This is a genomic window from Sodalis sp. C49, from assembly GCF_046352915.1.
Classification (GTDB): domain Bacteria; phylum Pseudomonadota; class Gammaproteobacteria; order Enterobacterales; family Enterobacteriaceae; genus Acerihabitans.
On the sequence record NZ_CP163303.1, the window covers coordinates 5,372,759 to 5,389,630 of the forward strand.

At 59.9% G+C, this 16,872-nt stretch carries 11 protein-coding genes; 4 read left to right on the forward strand and 7 right to left on the reverse strand.

What is annotated here, in order from left to right; translation table 11 throughout:
* Nucleotides 1–5: 5 nt before the first annotated feature.
* Nucleotides 6–1,289 (forward strand): nicotinamide mononucleotide deamidase-related protein YfaY, encoded by a 1,284-nt coding sequence (locus tag ABUK12_RS24380; protein WP_410014230.1) that lies wholly within the window; start codon nucleotides 6–8, stop codon nucleotides 1,287–1,289.
* Between the two features lie 102 nt (nucleotides 1,290–1,391).
* On the opposite strand, the gene ABUK12_RS24385 is transcribed toward ABUK12_RS24380, so the two are convergent.
* Entirely contained in the window at nucleotides 1,392–2,291 is a 900-nt protein-coding gene (locus ABUK12_RS24385) for a LysR family transcriptional regulator (RefSeq protein WP_410014231.1), read from the reverse strand.
* Between the two features lie 179 nt (nucleotides 2,292–2,470).
* Between ABUK12_RS24385 and ABUK12_RS24390 the strand changes: the two genes are divergently transcribed.
* Nucleotides 2,471–3,607: an epoxide hydrolase family protein gene (locus tag ABUK12_RS24390; protein WP_410014232.1), complete on the forward strand. Its 1,137-nt coding sequence runs from the start codon at nucleotides 2,471–2,473 to the stop codon at nucleotides 3,605–3,607.
* 84 nt (nucleotides 3,608–3,691) lie between these two features.
* Here the strand turns inward: ABUK12_RS24390 and ABUK12_RS24395 are convergent, their stop codons facing one another.
* The 5 genes from ABUK12_RS24395 to ubiG form a co-directional block, all read right to left on the reverse strand.
* A complete protein-coding gene (locus tag ABUK12_RS24395; protein ID WP_410014233.1) occupies nucleotides 3,692–5,203 on the reverse strand; it encodes an MFS transporter in 1,512 nt (503 codons plus the stop codon).
* A gap of 131 nt (nucleotides 5,204–5,334) precedes the next feature.
* A complete protein-coding gene (gene yfaE / locus ABUK12_RS24400) occupies nucleotides 5,335–5,595 on the reverse strand; it encodes a class I ribonucleotide reductase maintenance protein YfaE (protein WP_410016766.1) in 261 nt (86 codons plus the stop codon).
* Nucleotides 5,596–5,607: 12 nt separating this feature from the next.
* Nucleotides 5,608–6,738: a class Ia ribonucleoside-diphosphate reductase subunit beta gene (gene nrdB / locus ABUK12_RS24405; RefSeq protein ID WP_410014234.1), complete on the reverse strand. Its 1,131-nt coding sequence runs from the start codon at nucleotides 6,736–6,738 to the stop codon at nucleotides 5,608–5,610.
* Between the two features lie 49 nt (nucleotides 6,739–6,787).
* Nucleotides 6,788–9,073 carry a class 1a ribonucleoside-diphosphate reductase subunit alpha gene (gene nrdA / locus ABUK12_RS24410; protein WP_410014235.1) on the reverse strand — a complete coding sequence of 762 codons (2,286 nt, stop codon included), beginning with the start codon at nucleotides 9,071–9,073 and terminating at the stop codon, nucleotides 6,788–6,790.
* A 315-nt stretch (nucleotides 9,074–9,388) separates the two neighbouring features.
* Nucleotides 9,389–10,132 (reverse strand): bifunctional 2-polyprenyl-6-hydroxyphenol methylase/3-demethylubiquinol 3-O-methyltransferase UbiG, encoded by a 744-nt coding sequence (ubiG, locus tag ABUK12_RS24415; protein ID WP_410016767.1) that lies wholly within the window; start codon nucleotides 10,130–10,132, stop codon nucleotides 9,389–9,391.
* A gap of 239 nt (nucleotides 10,133–10,371) precedes the next feature.
* On the opposite strand from ubiG, the gene gyrA reads away from it, so the two are divergent.
* A complete protein-coding gene (gene gyrA, locus ABUK12_RS24420; protein ID WP_410014236.1) occupies nucleotides 10,372–13,053 on the forward strand; it encodes a DNA topoisomerase (ATP-hydrolyzing) subunit A in 2,682 nt (893 codons plus the stop codon).
* Between the two features lie 147 nt (nucleotides 13,054–13,200).
* Entirely contained in the window at nucleotides 13,201–16,077 is a 2,877-nt protein-coding gene (gene rcsC / locus ABUK12_RS24425) for a two-component system sensor histidine kinase RcsC (RefSeq protein WP_410014237.1), read from the forward strand.
* 136 nt (nucleotides 16,078–16,213) lie between these two features.
* Here the strand turns inward: rcsC and rcsB are convergent, their stop codons facing one another.
* Nucleotides 16,214–16,864, reverse strand: a complete 651-nt coding sequence (rcsB, locus tag ABUK12_RS24430) for a response regulator transcription factor RcsB (RefSeq protein WP_331121075.1) — start codon at nucleotides 16,862–16,864, stop codon at nucleotides 16,214–16,216.
* Nucleotides 16,865–16,872: the final 8 nt, after the last annotated feature.

A 16,872-nucleotide genomic window follows, 5' to 3' on the forward strand; every position in this document is an offset into this window, starting at 1 on the left:
GAAGCATGCTTAGGGTAGAAATGCTGTGCACCGGCGACGAAGTGCTGCATGGACAGATTCTCGATACCAATGCGGCCTGGCTGGCGAACTATTTGTTTGAGCAGGGGCTGCCGATGAGCGCGCGCATGACCGTAGGCGACAACCTCTCCGCCTTGGTGGCGGCGCTGACCGAGCGCAGCCTGCGCGCCGATATCATGATCGTCAACGGCGGCCTGGGGCCGACCAGCGACGATCTCAGCGCGCTGGCCGCCGCCACCGCCACCGGCGAGGAACTGATCGAACATCCCGAATGGCTGGCGAAAATCGAAGCCTTTTTCGCCGAACGCGGCCGGGTGATGGCGCCGAGCAACCGCAAGCAGGCGCAAATTCCCGCCAATGCCGAGATGATCGATAATCCGGTGGGCACCGCCTGCGGTTTTGCCCTGCAGCTTAACCGCTGCCTGATGTTTTTTACTCCCGGCGTGCCGTCGGAGTTCAAGGTGATGGTCGAGCAGCAAATCGTGCCGCGCCTGCGCGAACGTTTCGATCTGCCGGATCCGCCGCTGTGCCTGCGTCTCACCACCTTCGGCCGTGCGGAAAGCGAGCTGGCGAGCCAGCTTGACGACATGACGCTGCCGGAAGAGGTGGTGCTGGGCTACCGATCCTCAATGCCGATTATCGAATTAAAACTGACCGGCCCGGCCCATGAGCGCGACGCCATGGAACTGGCCTGGCAAAAAGTGCGCGCGGTGGCCGGTGAAAGCGCTATTTTTGAAGGTACCGACGATCTGCCGACCCAGCTGGCGCAACGTCTGCATCAGCGTCCGCTGACCCTGGCCATCGGCGAACGTTTTACCGCCGGACTGCTGACCTGGCAATGCCAGAGCGCGGGCATGCCGGTAAAGGGCGGCGAATGGCTGGAGGCCCCCGGCCCTGAGATCGCCGGTACTGCCGATGGCGACACCTTCTCCGGGCACCTAAGCGCGGCGGATGCCTCCCCGGCCCACGACGCCCAGTCGCCTTTGCGAAAGCTGGCCCGGCAGGCGCAAGGGCTGGCGGCGCGTCACGGCACGCAGCTTGCGCTGGTGGTCGGCGATATGGCGCAGGACAGCCTGAGCCTGGCGCTGCACACGCCGGACGGCGATTACGCCCAAACGGTGGTGTTCGCCGTCAGCATACAGCGCCACGGCCTGAAAACCCGCCAGGAAATGGTGTCGCTGATGGCGCTGAATATGCTCAGACGTTGGCTGAACGGCTGGCCGGTCTACGGCGAGCACGGCTGGATACGCATCGCCGCAACCCTGGCGTAAGCGCCGCGGGCGGTAATCGGCATCACGGTGGGCCTCCGGTCTGGCGTTAACGTCGGACCAGGCACACCCCGGCTGCTCTCCCCCGTCAAGGCGTGGCTGTAATCACGGTTGCGCAGGCGATGCGCACAGCCGCCCAACGAGGTAATCGACGAAGCAACGCACCCGGGCCGGTGTGTGCGCTCCGCCCACGAATACCGCATGCACCTCTTCACCATCGCCGGGATTGAACGCGTCGAGGATAGGCACGAGCCTGCCTGCCTGGATGGCGTCTGCCACCGTCTCGGCGCAAACACGCGCGATCCCGATCCCTTCGAGGGCCAGTTGGCCTTCCGTATCGCCATTATTCGTTTCCACGCAGCCCGTGATCGGCAATGAATAATCGCGGCCGTCTTTGCGAAACGGCCACGTTGGCGCGGCGCGTTTGAAGTTGAAGCCAATACAATCGTGATGGTAGAGATCCTCCGGAACCGCCGGCGTGCCGCGACGTGCGAGATAGTCCGGAGACGCCACGATGACCTTATGGGTGACGCCAAGCCGGCGGGCGGTAAGCAGTCCGTCGGGCAGCGGCCCCAGCCGCACTGCAACGTCCGCTTGGCCCGCGGCGATGTCCACGACGGCGTCGGTGGCAATGATTTCCAGCAGGATGCCGGGGTATTGCTGCATGAACGCGCGAAGAAGCGGTACGACGAACATTTTTCCATACTGCAGCGACAGACAAATCCGCAGACGCCCCCTGGGGGAACTCTGATTCGCAATGGACTGCTCGGTTTCCTTCAGATCCGCGATGATGCGCCGGGCAGACGCCAGATAAGTCATGCCCTCGGGCGTGAGTATCAGCGAGCGCGTGGTTCGCAGCAGCAGGCGAACGCCAAGCCGTGCTTCGATGCGGTCGATGACCCGCGCGATTGAAGACGGCGCCACCTTCAGCCGGCGTCCCGCCGCCGAAAAACCGCCTTCCTCCGCGACGAGCACGAAGATTTCCAGATCGCCGGCCAGGGCCATAAATACCACCTGTGCGTTTTACGCAAAAGAATTGAGCAAATTAATAGCATAGACGTCCGCATGGCGTGAGTCTATCTTTGCATAAGGGAGTGCAATGCCTTTTAACCGTGGCCGCTGCGGTTGAAGCTCAACGCTATCCCCATCTCTGTGCAATCTACGGCACCCATGAGGAGAGGACTATGGTTTCACCTTACCAGATACATATTCCTGACCAGCGGCTCGCCGCGATCAGGGCGAAAGTCGAAGGTTATGACTGGCATTTGCTGGCGGATGCGGGCGGTTGGTCGGCGGGCGTCGGCATCGGCGACCTCAAACGGCTCGTCGCCTACTGGCGGGACAGCTATCAGTGGCGCGAGGTGGAGCGGCGCATCAACCAGCTCCCCAATTTCACGACGGTTGTCGAAGGCGAGCATATCCATTTCGTCCATGTGAAGGGAGACGGGTCCAAGCCCCCCGTACTCCTCCTGCACGGCTGGCCGGGCTCGTATCTGGAGTTCGAGCGGCTGCTGGCGCCGCTTGCCGCCGATGGGCACGATGTCATCGTTCCCTCGCTCCCAGGCTTTGCCTTCTCGAACCCCATCACCGGCGTTATCGGGCCGCGCCGGTCGGCCGAGCTTATGCACGGGCTGATGACGCGCTTGTTCGGCCAGGCGCGCTACTTCGTCCAAGGGGGCGATTGGGGGGCGCATATCGCCAGCTGGCTGGCTCACGTGCGGCCGGACGCGCTGCTCGGTTTCCATATCAATATGGTGAGCATCTTCGCCGGGGATAGCGTTCCCACCACGCCGGAGGAAAAGGATCTGTTCTCCCGCCGCGCCGCGATCCTCGATTGGGAGACGGGCTATAATCACGAGCAGGAGACGCGCCCGCAGACACTGGGCGTCGCGCTGGCCGACAGCCCGGTCGGCGCGGCCGGCTGGATACTCGAAAAATTCGGTAAATGGTCGGATCTGCCGACGACGGCCGACGGCGGTCCGGACATCTGGAGCACATACTCGGAAGAGGAGTTGCTCACCAATATCATGCTGTATATCGCGACGCCGGCGGCGGTCACGGCAATGTGGATTTACCATGGCAAGCGCCTGGAAGGCGCGGATCGGTTCCCGGCCGGAACCCGCGTCCAGGCGCCGATGGGCGTCGCGGCGTTTCCCGATCCCGTCTTTCTGCCGACGCCACGCTCGTTTGCCGAAAAGACCTACAATATCGTGCATTGGACGGACATGGAGAGGGGCGGCCATTTCGCCGCGCTGGAACAGCCGGATCTGATGTTGGCGGACCTGCGCGCGTTCATCGCCACGGTGTTGGCCGCGCGCTGATAAGGCGCGGCGGCTTCGTCTCCGGGGTGCCGCAGCGCCTTTACGTCCCAGGGCTTCAATGCCAGCGCCGGCAACGGCCCTGTTTTAACGCGACTGAGTATCCCCGGCGGGGCGAAGCGGGGCGGCAAAATCCTCCGCATCCACATCATAACCCGACGGTTCCCAGCGAATCGTCAACAGCGCCGCCAGTCCGGCCAGCGGCGCGATGGCAATCACCCAGAACACGCCGGTATTCAGCAATGCCGCCAAGACCGGAAACAGGAACAGCGAAACGGTGGAGCTGGCGCGCATCAGCGTCTGGTTAAATCCTACCCCAACGCCGCGCAGCGAGGTCGGATAACTTAACGACGCGAAGGTCATGCTGTGCGAACCGGGGCCGATGCCCTGACCGAATAAAAACAGCGCCAGCATGGCGATAGCCAGTCCCGCGTGCAGCCCGTCGGCCGGCCGGCCGATCAGCGCCAGGCCGATAAGCGCCGCCAGCTGGAAGGCATACCCCAGCACCGTCATGTTCCAGGCGCCGAAACGCGGCACCCAGCGCACCGCTATCAGCCCGCCGACAAACGCAAACAGCAGGTTCAGCGCCAGCGACGCCAGAATCGTGGTCAGCATGGACTGCGCCAGGAAACTGCTGATGATCACCGGCAGGCCGAACGCCACGGCGTTATAGGCAAAAGACGAGGCCACGGCGATAATGGTCGCCAGCACGGTGCGCTTAAGGTAAATGCCTTTGAGCAGTTCGCCGTAATTGCGAAAACGCGCGCGGCGCGCGGGTACGGCGGCCGGGCCTTTGCCGGCGTCCGCCGCCACCCGGGCGTTAATGCCGTAGGAGCGCCTGAGGATGCGCGCCGCGCCGGCCAGATCGCCCTGATTGGCCGCCCATACCGGCGACTCGCTCATATATTTGCTGCGAATGGCGATGATAAACAGCGCCGGCACGGCGCCGAAACCCAATATCAGGCGCCATAGCCAATCGGTATACCCCGCGGGCAGTACGCCGTAAAGCAGCAGCACCAGCAGGTACGACACGCTGATGGCGGCATACCAGGTGGGGCACCACATGGCGATGCTGGCCGCCTTGTTGCCCCGTCCCTGCAAACGGGAAAACTCCGCCAGGAAGGCCATGGCCACCGGCAAATCAATGCCGACCCCCAGCCCCATCACAAACCGCGCCCCGGCCAGCACCCACTCGTTGGGCGCAAAGGCGCAGGCCAGCGCGGCGATGACAAAAAAGAACATATCCGCCATAAACACCCGGTAGCGGCCGATTTTATCGGTCAGGTAACCGCCGAAAAACGCGCCGACGATAGCGCCGAAGGTGATTGCCGAGGCCACCATGCCGGTGCCGGCCGGCGTCAGGTTAAACTCGCGGGTAATATCCTTGACCCCAAAGGCCAGCGCCCCCAGATCGTAGGCGTCGAGGAACACGCCGCCCAGCGCTATGCCGATGATGATGCCGGCATGATTGCGTTTTTGCGTACCGGCGTTGACCAGCTGGGAGATATCAGCGGCGCTCTTGATAAATACCGGATCGCCTTCGGGCGCCATATCGGCGTCCAGCGTCGCGGTGTGGGCGGTACTCAGGAGTAGAGACATAGCGTGCTTATTGATTAAATCGAAAAGGTAAGGCGCAGCATACCCAGCGGCCGGCCCCAGGGAAAGGCCGAAAAGTTATAACTTAATACAAAATAATAGGTTGCACGCTGCTGGTGCAACCCGCGGCGGCATTACAGCTCCAGTTCGATATCCGCCACGGGCAGGCAGCAGCAGGGCAGGATCTCGCCGGGCCGGATAAACGCCAGCGGAGCATGCTGATATTGTACCTGCCCCTGCGCCAGGCGCAGGCGACAGGCGCCGCAATAACCCGAGCGGCACTGGGATTCCACCGGTACCTGGTGCGCTTCCAGCGCGTCCAGCAGCGAGCCGTGGCGGCTCTCGCAGGCCAGGCGCGTCCCATCGCGGCGCAGCGTGATCATAGGCAGGGGCAGGGACACGGCGGCTTACAGCTGAAAGTCGCTAAGGTCGTCGGCGTTGACCTCGGAGTCAATCTGGCCGACAAGATAGGAGCTCACCTCCACCTCCTGCGGCGCCACCTGTACGTTATCGGACACCAGCCAGGTATTGATCCAGGGGATGGGATTGGAGCGGGTGGCGAACGGCAGTTCCAGGCCCACCGCCTGCATGCGGATATTGGTAATATAATCCACATACTGGCACAGGATATCCTTGTTCAGCCCGATCATCGAGCCGTCGCGGAACAGATAGCTGGCCCACTCCTTTTCCTGCTCCGCCGCCAGCACAAACAGGTCGTAGCATGCCTGCTGGCATTCTTTGGCGATCTCGGCCATTTCCGGGTCATCCTCGCCGGAACGCAGCAGGTTCAGCATATGCTGGGTGCCGGTCAGGTGCAGGGCCTCGTCGCGGGCGATCAGGCGGATAATCTTGGCGTTGCCTTCCATCAGCTCGCGCTCGGCGAACGCAAAGGAGCAGGCGAAGCTGACGTAAAAACGCACCGCCTCCAGGGCATTGACGCTCATCAGGCACAGATACAGCTTTTTCTTCAGCTCGCGCAGGTTAACCGTCACTTCCCGGCCGTTCACCTGATGGGCGCCGACGCCCAGCAGATGGTAATAGCCGGTCAGCTCGATCAGATCGTCGTAGTACCCCGAAATATCCTTGGCCCGCTTGAGGATCTCCTCGTTGGTGACGATATCGTCGAACACCAGCGACGGATCGTTGACGATATTGCGGATGATATGGGTATAGGACCGGGAATGGATGGTTTCCGAAAAGGCCCAGGTTTCCACCCAGGTCTCCAGCTCGGGAATGGAGATCAGCGGCAGCAGCGCCACGTTGGGGCTGCGTCCCTGGATGGAGTCGAGCAGGGTCTGGTATTTCAGGTTGCTGAGGAAAATATGCTTTTCATGCTCCGGCAGCGCCTGGAAATCGATACGATCGCGCGATACGTCCACTTCTTCCGGCCGCCAGAAGAAGGAGAGCTGTTTTTCAATCAGCTTTTCGAAAATATCGTATTTTTGCTGGTCGTAACGCGCCACGTTAACGTTCTGGCCGAAGAACATCGGCTCGAGCAGCTGGTTGTTTTTATGCTGTGAAAAGGTGGTATAGGCCATGGTCACTCCTGTTACCCACGGACGGCGCCAGCGCCGCCCGCGGCCGGTGTTAAATCTTACAGGCGCCGCTTTCGCAATCGTCGGTCTCGGCGGCGGCCTGCATATCTTCCTGCGCATCTTCGGCGCCATCGCGGGTATTTTGATAATACAGCGTCTTGACGCCGAACTTATACGCGGTCAGCAAATCTTTCAGCAACTGCTTCATCGGCACTTTACCCGCCGGGAAACGGGACGGATCGTAGTTGGTATTGGCCGAAATCGCCTGGTCGACAAACTTCTGCATGACGCCCACCAGATGCAGGTAACCGTCGTTGTTAGGCATTTCCCATAACAGTTCATAGGCGTCCTTCAGCCGGTTGGACTCCGGCACCACCTGGCGCAGGATGCCGTCCTTGGAGGCCTTGATGCTGACATAACCGCGCGGCGGCTCAATGCCGTTGGTGGCGTTGGAAATCTGCGACGACGTCTCGGAGGGCATCAGCGCCGAGAGGGTGGAGTTGCGCAGGCCGTGCCGCTGAATATCGGCGCGCAGGGTTTCCCAGTCATAATGCAGCGGCTCGCTGCAAATGGCGTCGAGATCCTTTTTATAGGTATCGATGGGCAGGATGCCCTGGGCGTAGGTGGTTTCGTTAAACCACGGACAGGCGCCGCGCTCCTGCGCCAGCTCGTTGGATGCCTTCAGCAGGTAATACTGGATGGCTTCGAACGTACGGTGCGTCAGGTTATTGGCGCTGCCGTCGGAATAGCGCACGCCGTTTTTCGCCAGGTAATAGGCGTAGTTGATCACGCCCACGCCCAGCGTGCGCCGGCCCATGGCGCCGCGCTGCGCGGCCGGGATCGGATAGTCCTGGTAATCGAGCAGGGCGTCGAGCGCGCGCACCGCAAGCGTCGCCAGCTCTTTCAGGTCATCCAGGCTGTCCAGGGCGCCCAGGTTAAACGCCGACAGGGTGCACAGCGCGATTTCCCCGCTTTCGTCGTTAACGTCTTCCAGCGGTTTGGTCGGCAGGGCGATTTCCAGGCACAGGTTGGACTGGCGGATCGGCGCCACGGACGCGTCGAACGGGCTGTGGGTATTACAATGGTCCACGTGCTGGATATAGATGCGGCCGGTGGAGGCGCGTTCCTGCATCATCAACGAGAACAGATCCACCGCCTTGACGCGCTGCTTGCGGATACTGTCGTCCTGCTCATACCGGGTATACAGCCGTTCAAACTCTTCCTGGTCGGCAAAAAAGGCGTCATACAACCCCGGCACGTCGGACGGGCTGAACAGAGTGATGTCCTCGCCCTTGACCAGGCGCTGGTACATCAGCTTGTTAATCTGTACGCCGTAGTCCATATGGCGCACGCGGTTGCCTTCCACCCCGCGGTTGTTTTTCAATACCAGCAGGCTTTCCACCTCAAGATGCCACATCGGGTAAAACAAGGTGGCCGCGCCGCCGCGCACGCCGCCCTGGGAACAGGACTTCACCGCGGTCTGGAAGTGTTTATAAAACGGCACGCAGCCGGTATGGAAGGCTTCGCCGCCGCGGATCGGGCTGCCCAGCGCCCGGATGCGGCCCGCGTTGATGCCGATGCCGGCGCGCTGCGAGACATATTTGACGATGGCGCTGGAGGTGGCGTTGATGGAATCCAGGCTGTCGCCGCACTCAATCAGCACGCAGGAGCTGAACTGGCGGGTCGGGGTGCGCACGCCGGACATGATGGGCGTCGGCAGCGAGATCTTAAAGGTGGAAATGGCGTCGTAAAAACGTTTCACATAGTCCAGGCGGGTGGCGCGGTCATAACCCGAGAACAGGCAGGCCGCCACCAGGATATACAGGAACTGCGCGCTTTCGTAGATCTGGCCGCTGACCCGGTTTTGCACCAGGTATTTGCCTTCCAGCTGTTTCACCGCCGCATAGGAAAAATTCATATCGCGCCAGTGGTCGATAAAGCCGTCCATCAGGGCAAACTCTTCGGCGCTGTAGTCTTCCAGCAGATGGCGGTCGTATTTGCCCATTTCCACCAGCCGGGTGACGTGATCGTACAGCTTCGGCGGCTCAAACTGGCCGTAGGCTTTTTTACGCAGGTGGAATACCGCCAGGCGGGCGGCCAGGTACTGATAATCCGGGGCATCGCGGGAAATGAGATCCGCCGCCGCCTTGATAATGGTTTCATGGATATCGGCGGTTTTGATGCCGTCGTAAAACTGGATATGGGAGCGGAGCTCGACCTGGGAAACCGAGACGTTTTCCAGGCCTTCCGCCGCCCAGTCGATCACGCGGTGGATCTTGTCGAGGTTGATTTTTTCTTTACTGCCGTCGCGTTTTGTAACAAGCAGACTCTGGTTCATAAGCCGCAATACCTGTCTGAGTGACCCCGGGCTTTATGCTCGCGCATAAGAAAAATAGTGTCTCCCGTTGCGGTAAAACACTATATATAGGGTTTTTTCGTTAATTTGATAACAAGATAGTGACAAACCGCAGCCAATGCAAGGGACTAAAACGCCCGATTTTGTGGATAACTTGGGGGTGAAATGTTAACGGATTCTTTAAAGCGCTATTTCACCGGCGCTTAGCGCATGTCAATGGCCGGCGAAAAAAATTCGAAAAGGGATTATTTGGTGTTTTATTAAACTAGGGGTAACGATTTTCGCTACCCCTGTCGGTCAAGACGCGTGGCGCGTATGCAGCATATAGTTAACGTCGACATTGCCGCCGAGGGTAAAACGATCGCGCAGCGGATTATAATGCAGTCCGATGATATGGCGCTCGCGCAGGGGAGTGCTTTCCAGCCAGTTCAGCAGCTCGGACGGCTTGATGAATTTCCTGATGTCATGGGTGCCGCGCGGTACGATGCGCAGCAGGTACTCGGCGCCGACGATGGCCATCAGCCACGACTTGGGGTTGCGGTTCAGGGTGGAGAAAAACACGTCGCCGCCGGGTTTCACCAGCCGGGCGCAGGCGCGCACGATCGAGGCCGGGTCGGGCACGTGCTCCAGCATTTCCATACAGGTGACCACGTCGTAACGTCCGGGATTGGCCGCGGCATGGTCTTCCACCGTTTGCTGGATATAGTCGATGTTTATCCCGGTCTCCAGCGCGTGCAGGCGCGCCACCGCCAGCGGCTCGGTGCCCATGTCAAGGCCGGTCGCCCGCGCCCCTTCGCGCGCCATGCTCTCCGTCAGGATGCCGCCGCCGCAGCCCACGTCCAGCACGTCTTTACCGAACAAGCCCCCGGCGCGGCCCAGGATATAGTCCAGGCGCAGCGGATTGATCCGGTGCAGCGGCTTGAATTCGCCCTCCAGATCCCACCAGCGCGAGGCGACGGCGTCAAATTTGGCAATTTCCTGCTGATCGACATTGTCGTGGCGCACGACGTCCTGTTTATTGCTGCTGACTTCCGGATTCATCACGCACGCTCCCTTATCGCGTTGGTGTTTGCATTCATACAGGTGTTTCCCGGGGAGAATCTTCCCGCCTGCGGCAAGTATACCGTTAACCGCGCAACTGACCAGCGGCATAACGGCGGAAATCACCGGCGCGGATGCTTCCGGCCGCCGACTATTTTCCCTGAATCACCGATGTATGGTATACTTTGGCACCTTCAAATCCGGGTAGATGCATCAATTAGTAGAGGGATAGCGGCTGCATGAGCGACCTTGCCAGAGAAATAACACCGGTCAACATCGAAGAAGAGATGAAACGCTCTTATCTGGATTATGCCATGTCCGTGATTATCGGACGTGCGCTGCCGGATGTACGTGATGGACTGAAGCCGGTACACCGCCGCGTTTTATTCGCGATGAGTGTGCTAGGTAACGACTGGAATAAACCTTACAAAAAATCGGCCCGTGTGGTCGGGGACGTTATCGGTAAATATCACCCCCATGGTGATTCCGCGGTCTACGACACCATCGTGCGTATGGCCCAGCCGTTCTCGCTGCGTTATATGCTGGTGGATGGCCAGGGTAACTTCGGTTCCGTCGACGGCGACTCCGCCGCGGCGATGCGTTATACCGAAATCCGCATGTCGAAAATCGCCCATGAGTTATTGGCGGACCTCGAAAAAGACACCGTGGACTACGTGCCGAACTACGACGGCACCGAGCAGATCCCCGAGGTCATGCCCACCAAGGTTCCCAACCTGCTGATCAACGGTTCCTCCGGTATCGCGGTCGGCATGGCCACCAATATTCCGCCGCACAACCTCACCGAGGTGATCAACGGCTGCCTGGCCTATATCGATGATGAAAATATCAGCGTCGAAGGGCTGATGGAACATATCCCGGGGCCGGACTTCCCCACCGCCGCCATTATCAACGGCCGGCGCGGCATTGAAGAAGCCTATCGCACCGGACGCGGCAAAATCCTCATTCGCGCCCGCGCGGAAGTGGAAGCGGATGCCAAAAGCGGCCGCGAAACCATTATCGTGCATGAAATTCCGTACCAGGTGAACAAAGCCCGGCTGATCGAGAAGATTGCCGAACTGGTCAAGGACAAGCGTATCGAGGGCATCAGCGCCCTGCGCGACGAATCCGATAAAGACGGCATGCGCATCGTGATCGAAATCAAGCGCGACGCGGTGGGCGAGGTGGTATTGAACAACCTCTACTCCCAGACGCAGCTGCAGGTGTCGTTCGGCATCAATATGGTGGCGCTGCACCAGGGCCAGCCAAGGATCATGGCGCTGAAGGATATTTTGTCCGCCTTTGTCCGCCACCGCCGCGAAGTGGTCACCCGCCGTACCATTTTTGAACTGCGCAAGGCGCGCGACCGCGCCCATATCCTTGAAGCCCTGGCCGTGGCGCTGGCGAATATCGATCCGATCATCGAGCTTATCCGCAACGCGCAGAATCCGACGGAAGCCAAGGCCGGGCTGGTCGCCCGTCCCTGGGAGCTGGGCACCGTGGCGGCCATGCTTGAGCGCGCCGGCGACGACGCCGCCCGCCCGGAATGGCTGGAGCCGGAGTTCGGCATCCGTGACGGCAAATATTACCTGACCGAACAGCAGGCCCAGGCCATCCTGGATTTGCGCCTGCAGAAACTGACCGGACTGGAGCATGAAAAGCTGCTCGACGAGTACAAAGAGCTGCTGGATCAAATCGCTGAACTGATTATTATCCTGGAAAATCCCGATCGGCTGATGGAAGTGATTCGCGAAGAACTGAACGCGATGAAAGAGCAGTACAACGACCCCCGCCGCACTGAAATCACCGCCAATACCTCGGATATCAATATCGAAGATCTGATCAACGAGGAAGACGTGGTAGTGACCTTGTCCCACCAGGGCTATGTCAAATACCAGCCTCTGACCGATTACGAAGCCCAACGGCGCGGCGGCAAGGGCAAATCGGCGGCGCGCATCAAGGAAGAAGACTTTATCGACAGGCTGCTGGTGGCCAATACCCATGACACCATCCTGCTGTTTTCCAGCCGCGGCCGTATGTACTGGATGAAAGTATATCAACTGCCGGAAGCCAGTCGCGGCGCCCGTGGCCGGCCGATCGTCAATCTGCTGCCCCTTGAGCCGAATGAACGCATCACCGCCATCCTGCCGGTGCGGGAATATGAGGAAGGCCGCCATGTGTTTATGGCGACCGCCAGCGGCACCGTGAAGAAAACCGCGCTGACCGAGTTCAGCCGGCCGCGCAGCGCCGGCATCATCGCCGTCAACCTCAACGAGGGCGACGAACTGATCGGCGTCGATCTGACCGACGGCAAGAACGAAGTCATGCTGTTCTCGGCCTACGGTAAGGTCGTGCGCTTCCCGGAAGGGCAGGTGCGCTCCATGGGCCGTACCGCCACCGGCGTGCGCGGCATCAACCTGGCCGAGAAGGATCGCGTGGTGTCGCTTATCATACCGCGCGGAGACGGGCCGATCCTGACCGTTACCCAGCATGGTTACGGTAAACGTACCGCCCAGGAGGAATACCCCACCAAATCCCGCGCCACCCTCGGCGTGATCTCGATTAAGGTGAGCGAACGCAACGGCGAGGTGGTCGGCGCGGTGCAGGTGGCCGATACCGATCAGATCATGATGATCACCGACGCCGGCACCCTGGTGCGTACCCGGGTTTCCGAGGTCAGCATCGTCGGGCGCAATACCCAGGGCGTGACCCTGATCCGCACCGCTGAAAACGAGCATGTGGTCGGCCTGCAGCGCGTGGCCGAGCCGGTTGACGACGAAGAGCTTGACAGCGTCGAAGGCCTGGCCGATGGCGACGAAATCGAAGACGCCGCCGATGAGGATATCGATGGCGAGGACGCCGGCGACGATATCGGCGCGGACGACGATGACTCGGCGGACGGAGACGACGAGTCGAACGCCTGATTGCCGCCGCCGCCCGGTGTCAGCATAGCGCCGGGCGGCACGGCCGCCCCGAAAGCCAGCCGCCGCGCTGGCTTTTTTTATAGGGGGCCGGTAGTGTAACGCATACGCTGGCCTCCGATTAAAGACTATTACCGGAACGTGACTTTCTTGAAATACTTCACATCATTTCGCACAACGGTAAAAATATCCCGCTATCTGTTCCGCACCCTGGCGCTATTGCTGTGGGCGCTGGGCGCGCTGCTGTCGGCTTTTTACATTATCAGCCAATTACACCAGCGCGAGTCCGATCTGCGCCAGGAGTATTACACCAGCTACGGCCAGGCCCAGGCCTATATCACCCGTTCCACCACCATTATGCGGGAAATTAAATATGTGGCGGAAAACCGGCTTAACGCCGGCCTGCCGGGACTGGATATGCTTAACGGCGTATTTGCCGGCAAGGCCAGCCGCCCCGATATTTCGCCGCTCTATCCCACTGCCGACTGTAGCGGCACCGGTACCGAATACCATAACGCCGTCGATTCCCTGAGTTATTTCCTCAGCTACTGGAAAGACAGTTTTTCCGATGCCTACGACCTTAACCGGGTGTTTTATATCAGCGGCGAAAGCCTCTGCATGGCGGATTTCAACTTCCGCGGCACCGCGGGCACGGCGGCCTCCCTGCCGAAAAGTCTGCAGCAGGAGATAATCAAATACCGCAACGCGCGCCAAAACGGACGCGAGGACGACTTGTATTGGGTGGTGCCCGGCGCGCGCTCCGGCAGCGGCTCGCTGTACGTATTGACGCCCATCTATGTCGCCAGCAAACTGCAGGCGTTGCTGGGTATAGAACTGAGCATCCGGCTGGAGGATTTTTCCACCGCCAGTACCCTGCCTATCGGCATCACCCTGCTGGATCAGGGCAATATGCCGGTGCTGTCGCTAGCCGACGGGGAGCGCAAAGCGTCGGCGCTGACGGAGTATCCGGCGCAGGCCAGCTATTACGGTTATACGGATAGCTATAAAAACCTGGTGATGAAAAGAAACCTGGCGCCGTCGTCGTTGAGCATCCTGTATTCACTGGCGCTGACCACGATGGTGGAAAATTTCAAGCCGCTGATTTTTAATGCTTTGTTGTTGAATGTCCTGTCGGCCACCCTGCTGTTTATGCTGGCCTGGCTGTTTGAGCGCAGGATGTTCTCCCCGGCGGAAAAAAACGCCCTGCAGCTGGAGGAGAACGAGCAGTTTAATCGCAAAATCGTCGCCTCCGCGCCGGTGGGCATCTGCATCCTGCGCATCAGCGACGGCGCTAACCTTATCAGCAATGAGCTGGCGCATAATTATCTCAGCCTGCTGACGTTTGAGGATCGGCAGCGCATCATCCATATCATCTGCGGCCAGCAGGTGAATTTTGTCGATGTCATGACCAGCAATAATAATAACCTGCAAATCAGCTTCGTGCATTCGCGCTATCGTAATGAAAACGTCGCCATCTGCGTGCTGGTGGATATCAGCGCCCGGGTAAAAATGGAGGAATCCTTGCAGGAAATGGCGGCGGCGGCGGAACAGACCAGCCAGGCGAAGTCGATGTTCCTGGCCACGGTCAGCCATGAGTTGCGCACCCCCTTGTACGGTATCATCGGCAATCTCGATTTGATCAAGACCAAGGCGCTGCCGGACGGCGTCGATCGCCTGGTGATGGCGATGGACAACTCTTCCGCGTTATTGCTCAATATCATCAGTGATATCCTCGACTTTTCGAAAATTGAATCCGAACAGCTGAAAATCGAGCCGCGGTGTTTTTCCCCGCGGGAAGTGGTCAGCCATATCGCCGGCAATTACCTGTCGCTGGTAGTGAAAAAACGCTTAGGGTTGTACTGCTTTATCGATCCCGACGTGCCGCAGAACCTGCGCGGCGATCCGGTGCGCCTGCAGCAGGTGTTGTCCAATCTGCTGAATAACGCCATTAAATTTACCCACAGCGGTTGCCTGGTGATCCGCGTTTATCGTGACGCGGATTACCTGCTGTTCCAGATACGCGACACCGGCGTGGGCATCCAGCAGCGCGAGCTGCTGCGGCTGTTCGACCCCTTTGTGCAATTGGGCAGCGGCGGGCAGCAGCAGTCCCATGGCACCGGGCTGGGGCTGGCCATCTGTGAAAAGCTGGTCAATCTGATGGACGGCGATATCGCCGTTGAGTCCGAGACCGGGCTGGGAAGCCAGTTTACCATCCGGCTGCCGCTCTACCAGGCAAGCTACGCGCCGCCGGTGCTGAGCAGCGACCTGTACGGGCGCGTCTGCTGGTTGCATGTGCGCAATGCGGCGCTGGAGGCTTACCTGATCCGTTTGCTGGGCGCCGAAGGCATGGCGGTTAAACGCCATACCTGGCAGGACATTGACAACGAATCCGTGTTCATTACCGATGACGATGATGCGCCGGCGCAACGCCCGCGCGTCTGGATCCGTTTTATGGTCAACCATATCGGCCCCGCGCAGGAAATGTCCGCGGGGGAATGGTGGCTAAGCTCGGCCTTCGCGGACGCGCTGCCGCTGCTGTTGCTGAAAATCTGCCGCGATGACCAGAAGACGGTGCCGGCGTTGCCCTCGCCGGCGGCCATGATGCAGAACGCCTGCGACCTTAATAACGATATCCGCATCCTGGTGGTGGACGATCACCCCATTAATCGCCGGCTGCTGGCGGATCAGCTTGAATCGCTGGGCTATCAGGTGATTACCGCCAACGATGGGGTGGATGCGCTGGGGACGCTGCAAAAACAGTCGGTGGATATCATCCTTACCGATGTCAATATGCCGAATATGGACGGCTACCAGCTGACCCGGCGCTTACGCGGGCAGGGCGTCCAACTGCCGGTGATTGGCGTGACCGCCAACGCCCTGGCGGAGGAAAAACAGCGCTGCCTGGATGCGGGCATGGACAACTGCCTGTCCAAGCCGGTCACCCTGAGCGTATTGCAGCCGGCGCTGGCGCATTTCAGCCAGCAGACCCGGCGGCAACGCCAGCAATCTCCCGCCGATGCCGGTTAAAGCCAATGGAATGCGCTGCGTATGGCGGCGCCATGGCACGAGGGACGGTGAGGGTATAGAAAAGCACAAGGTCGCGGGGGACGTCGGCATATCGGACGGGCGGCGTAGTACGCCGCCCGTTGCGGCAAGAGGGGCGTTACTCTTTGTCCACCGGCGCCATACTGACTGACGACAGGTAATTAAGCAGGGCGATATCATTTTCCACGCCCAACTTCAGCATGGCTGATTTTTTCTGGCTGCTGATGGTCTTGATGCTGCGATTGAGCTTTTTGGCGATTTCCGTGACCAGGAATCCCTCGGCGAACAGCCGCAGCACTTCACTCTCTTTTGGGGAAAGGCGCTTATCGCCATAGCCGCCGGCGCTGATGCGCTCAAGCAGTTTCGCCACGCTGTCGGGAGTATATTTTTTACCCTTTTGCAGCGAGGCCAACGCCTTGGGCAGGTCGGTGGGCGCCCCCTGCTTAAGGACGATACCGTCGATATCCAGTTCCAGCACCGCGCTTAAAATGGCCGGGTTGTTATTCATGGTCAGCACGATAATCGCCAGGTGCGGGTAGTGGCGTTTGATATATTTAATAAGGGTGATGCCGTCGCCGTATTTCTCGCCGGGCATCGAGAGATCGGTCACCAGGACGTTGGCGTCCAGCTTGCTCAGGCTGTTGATTAACGAGGTGGAGTCTTCGAATTCACCGACAACTTTAACCCACTCGATGGATTCCAGGGATTTGCGAATGCCAAACAGGACGATGGGATGGTCATCGGCAATGATGACGTTCAGATTATTCATAATGTTGA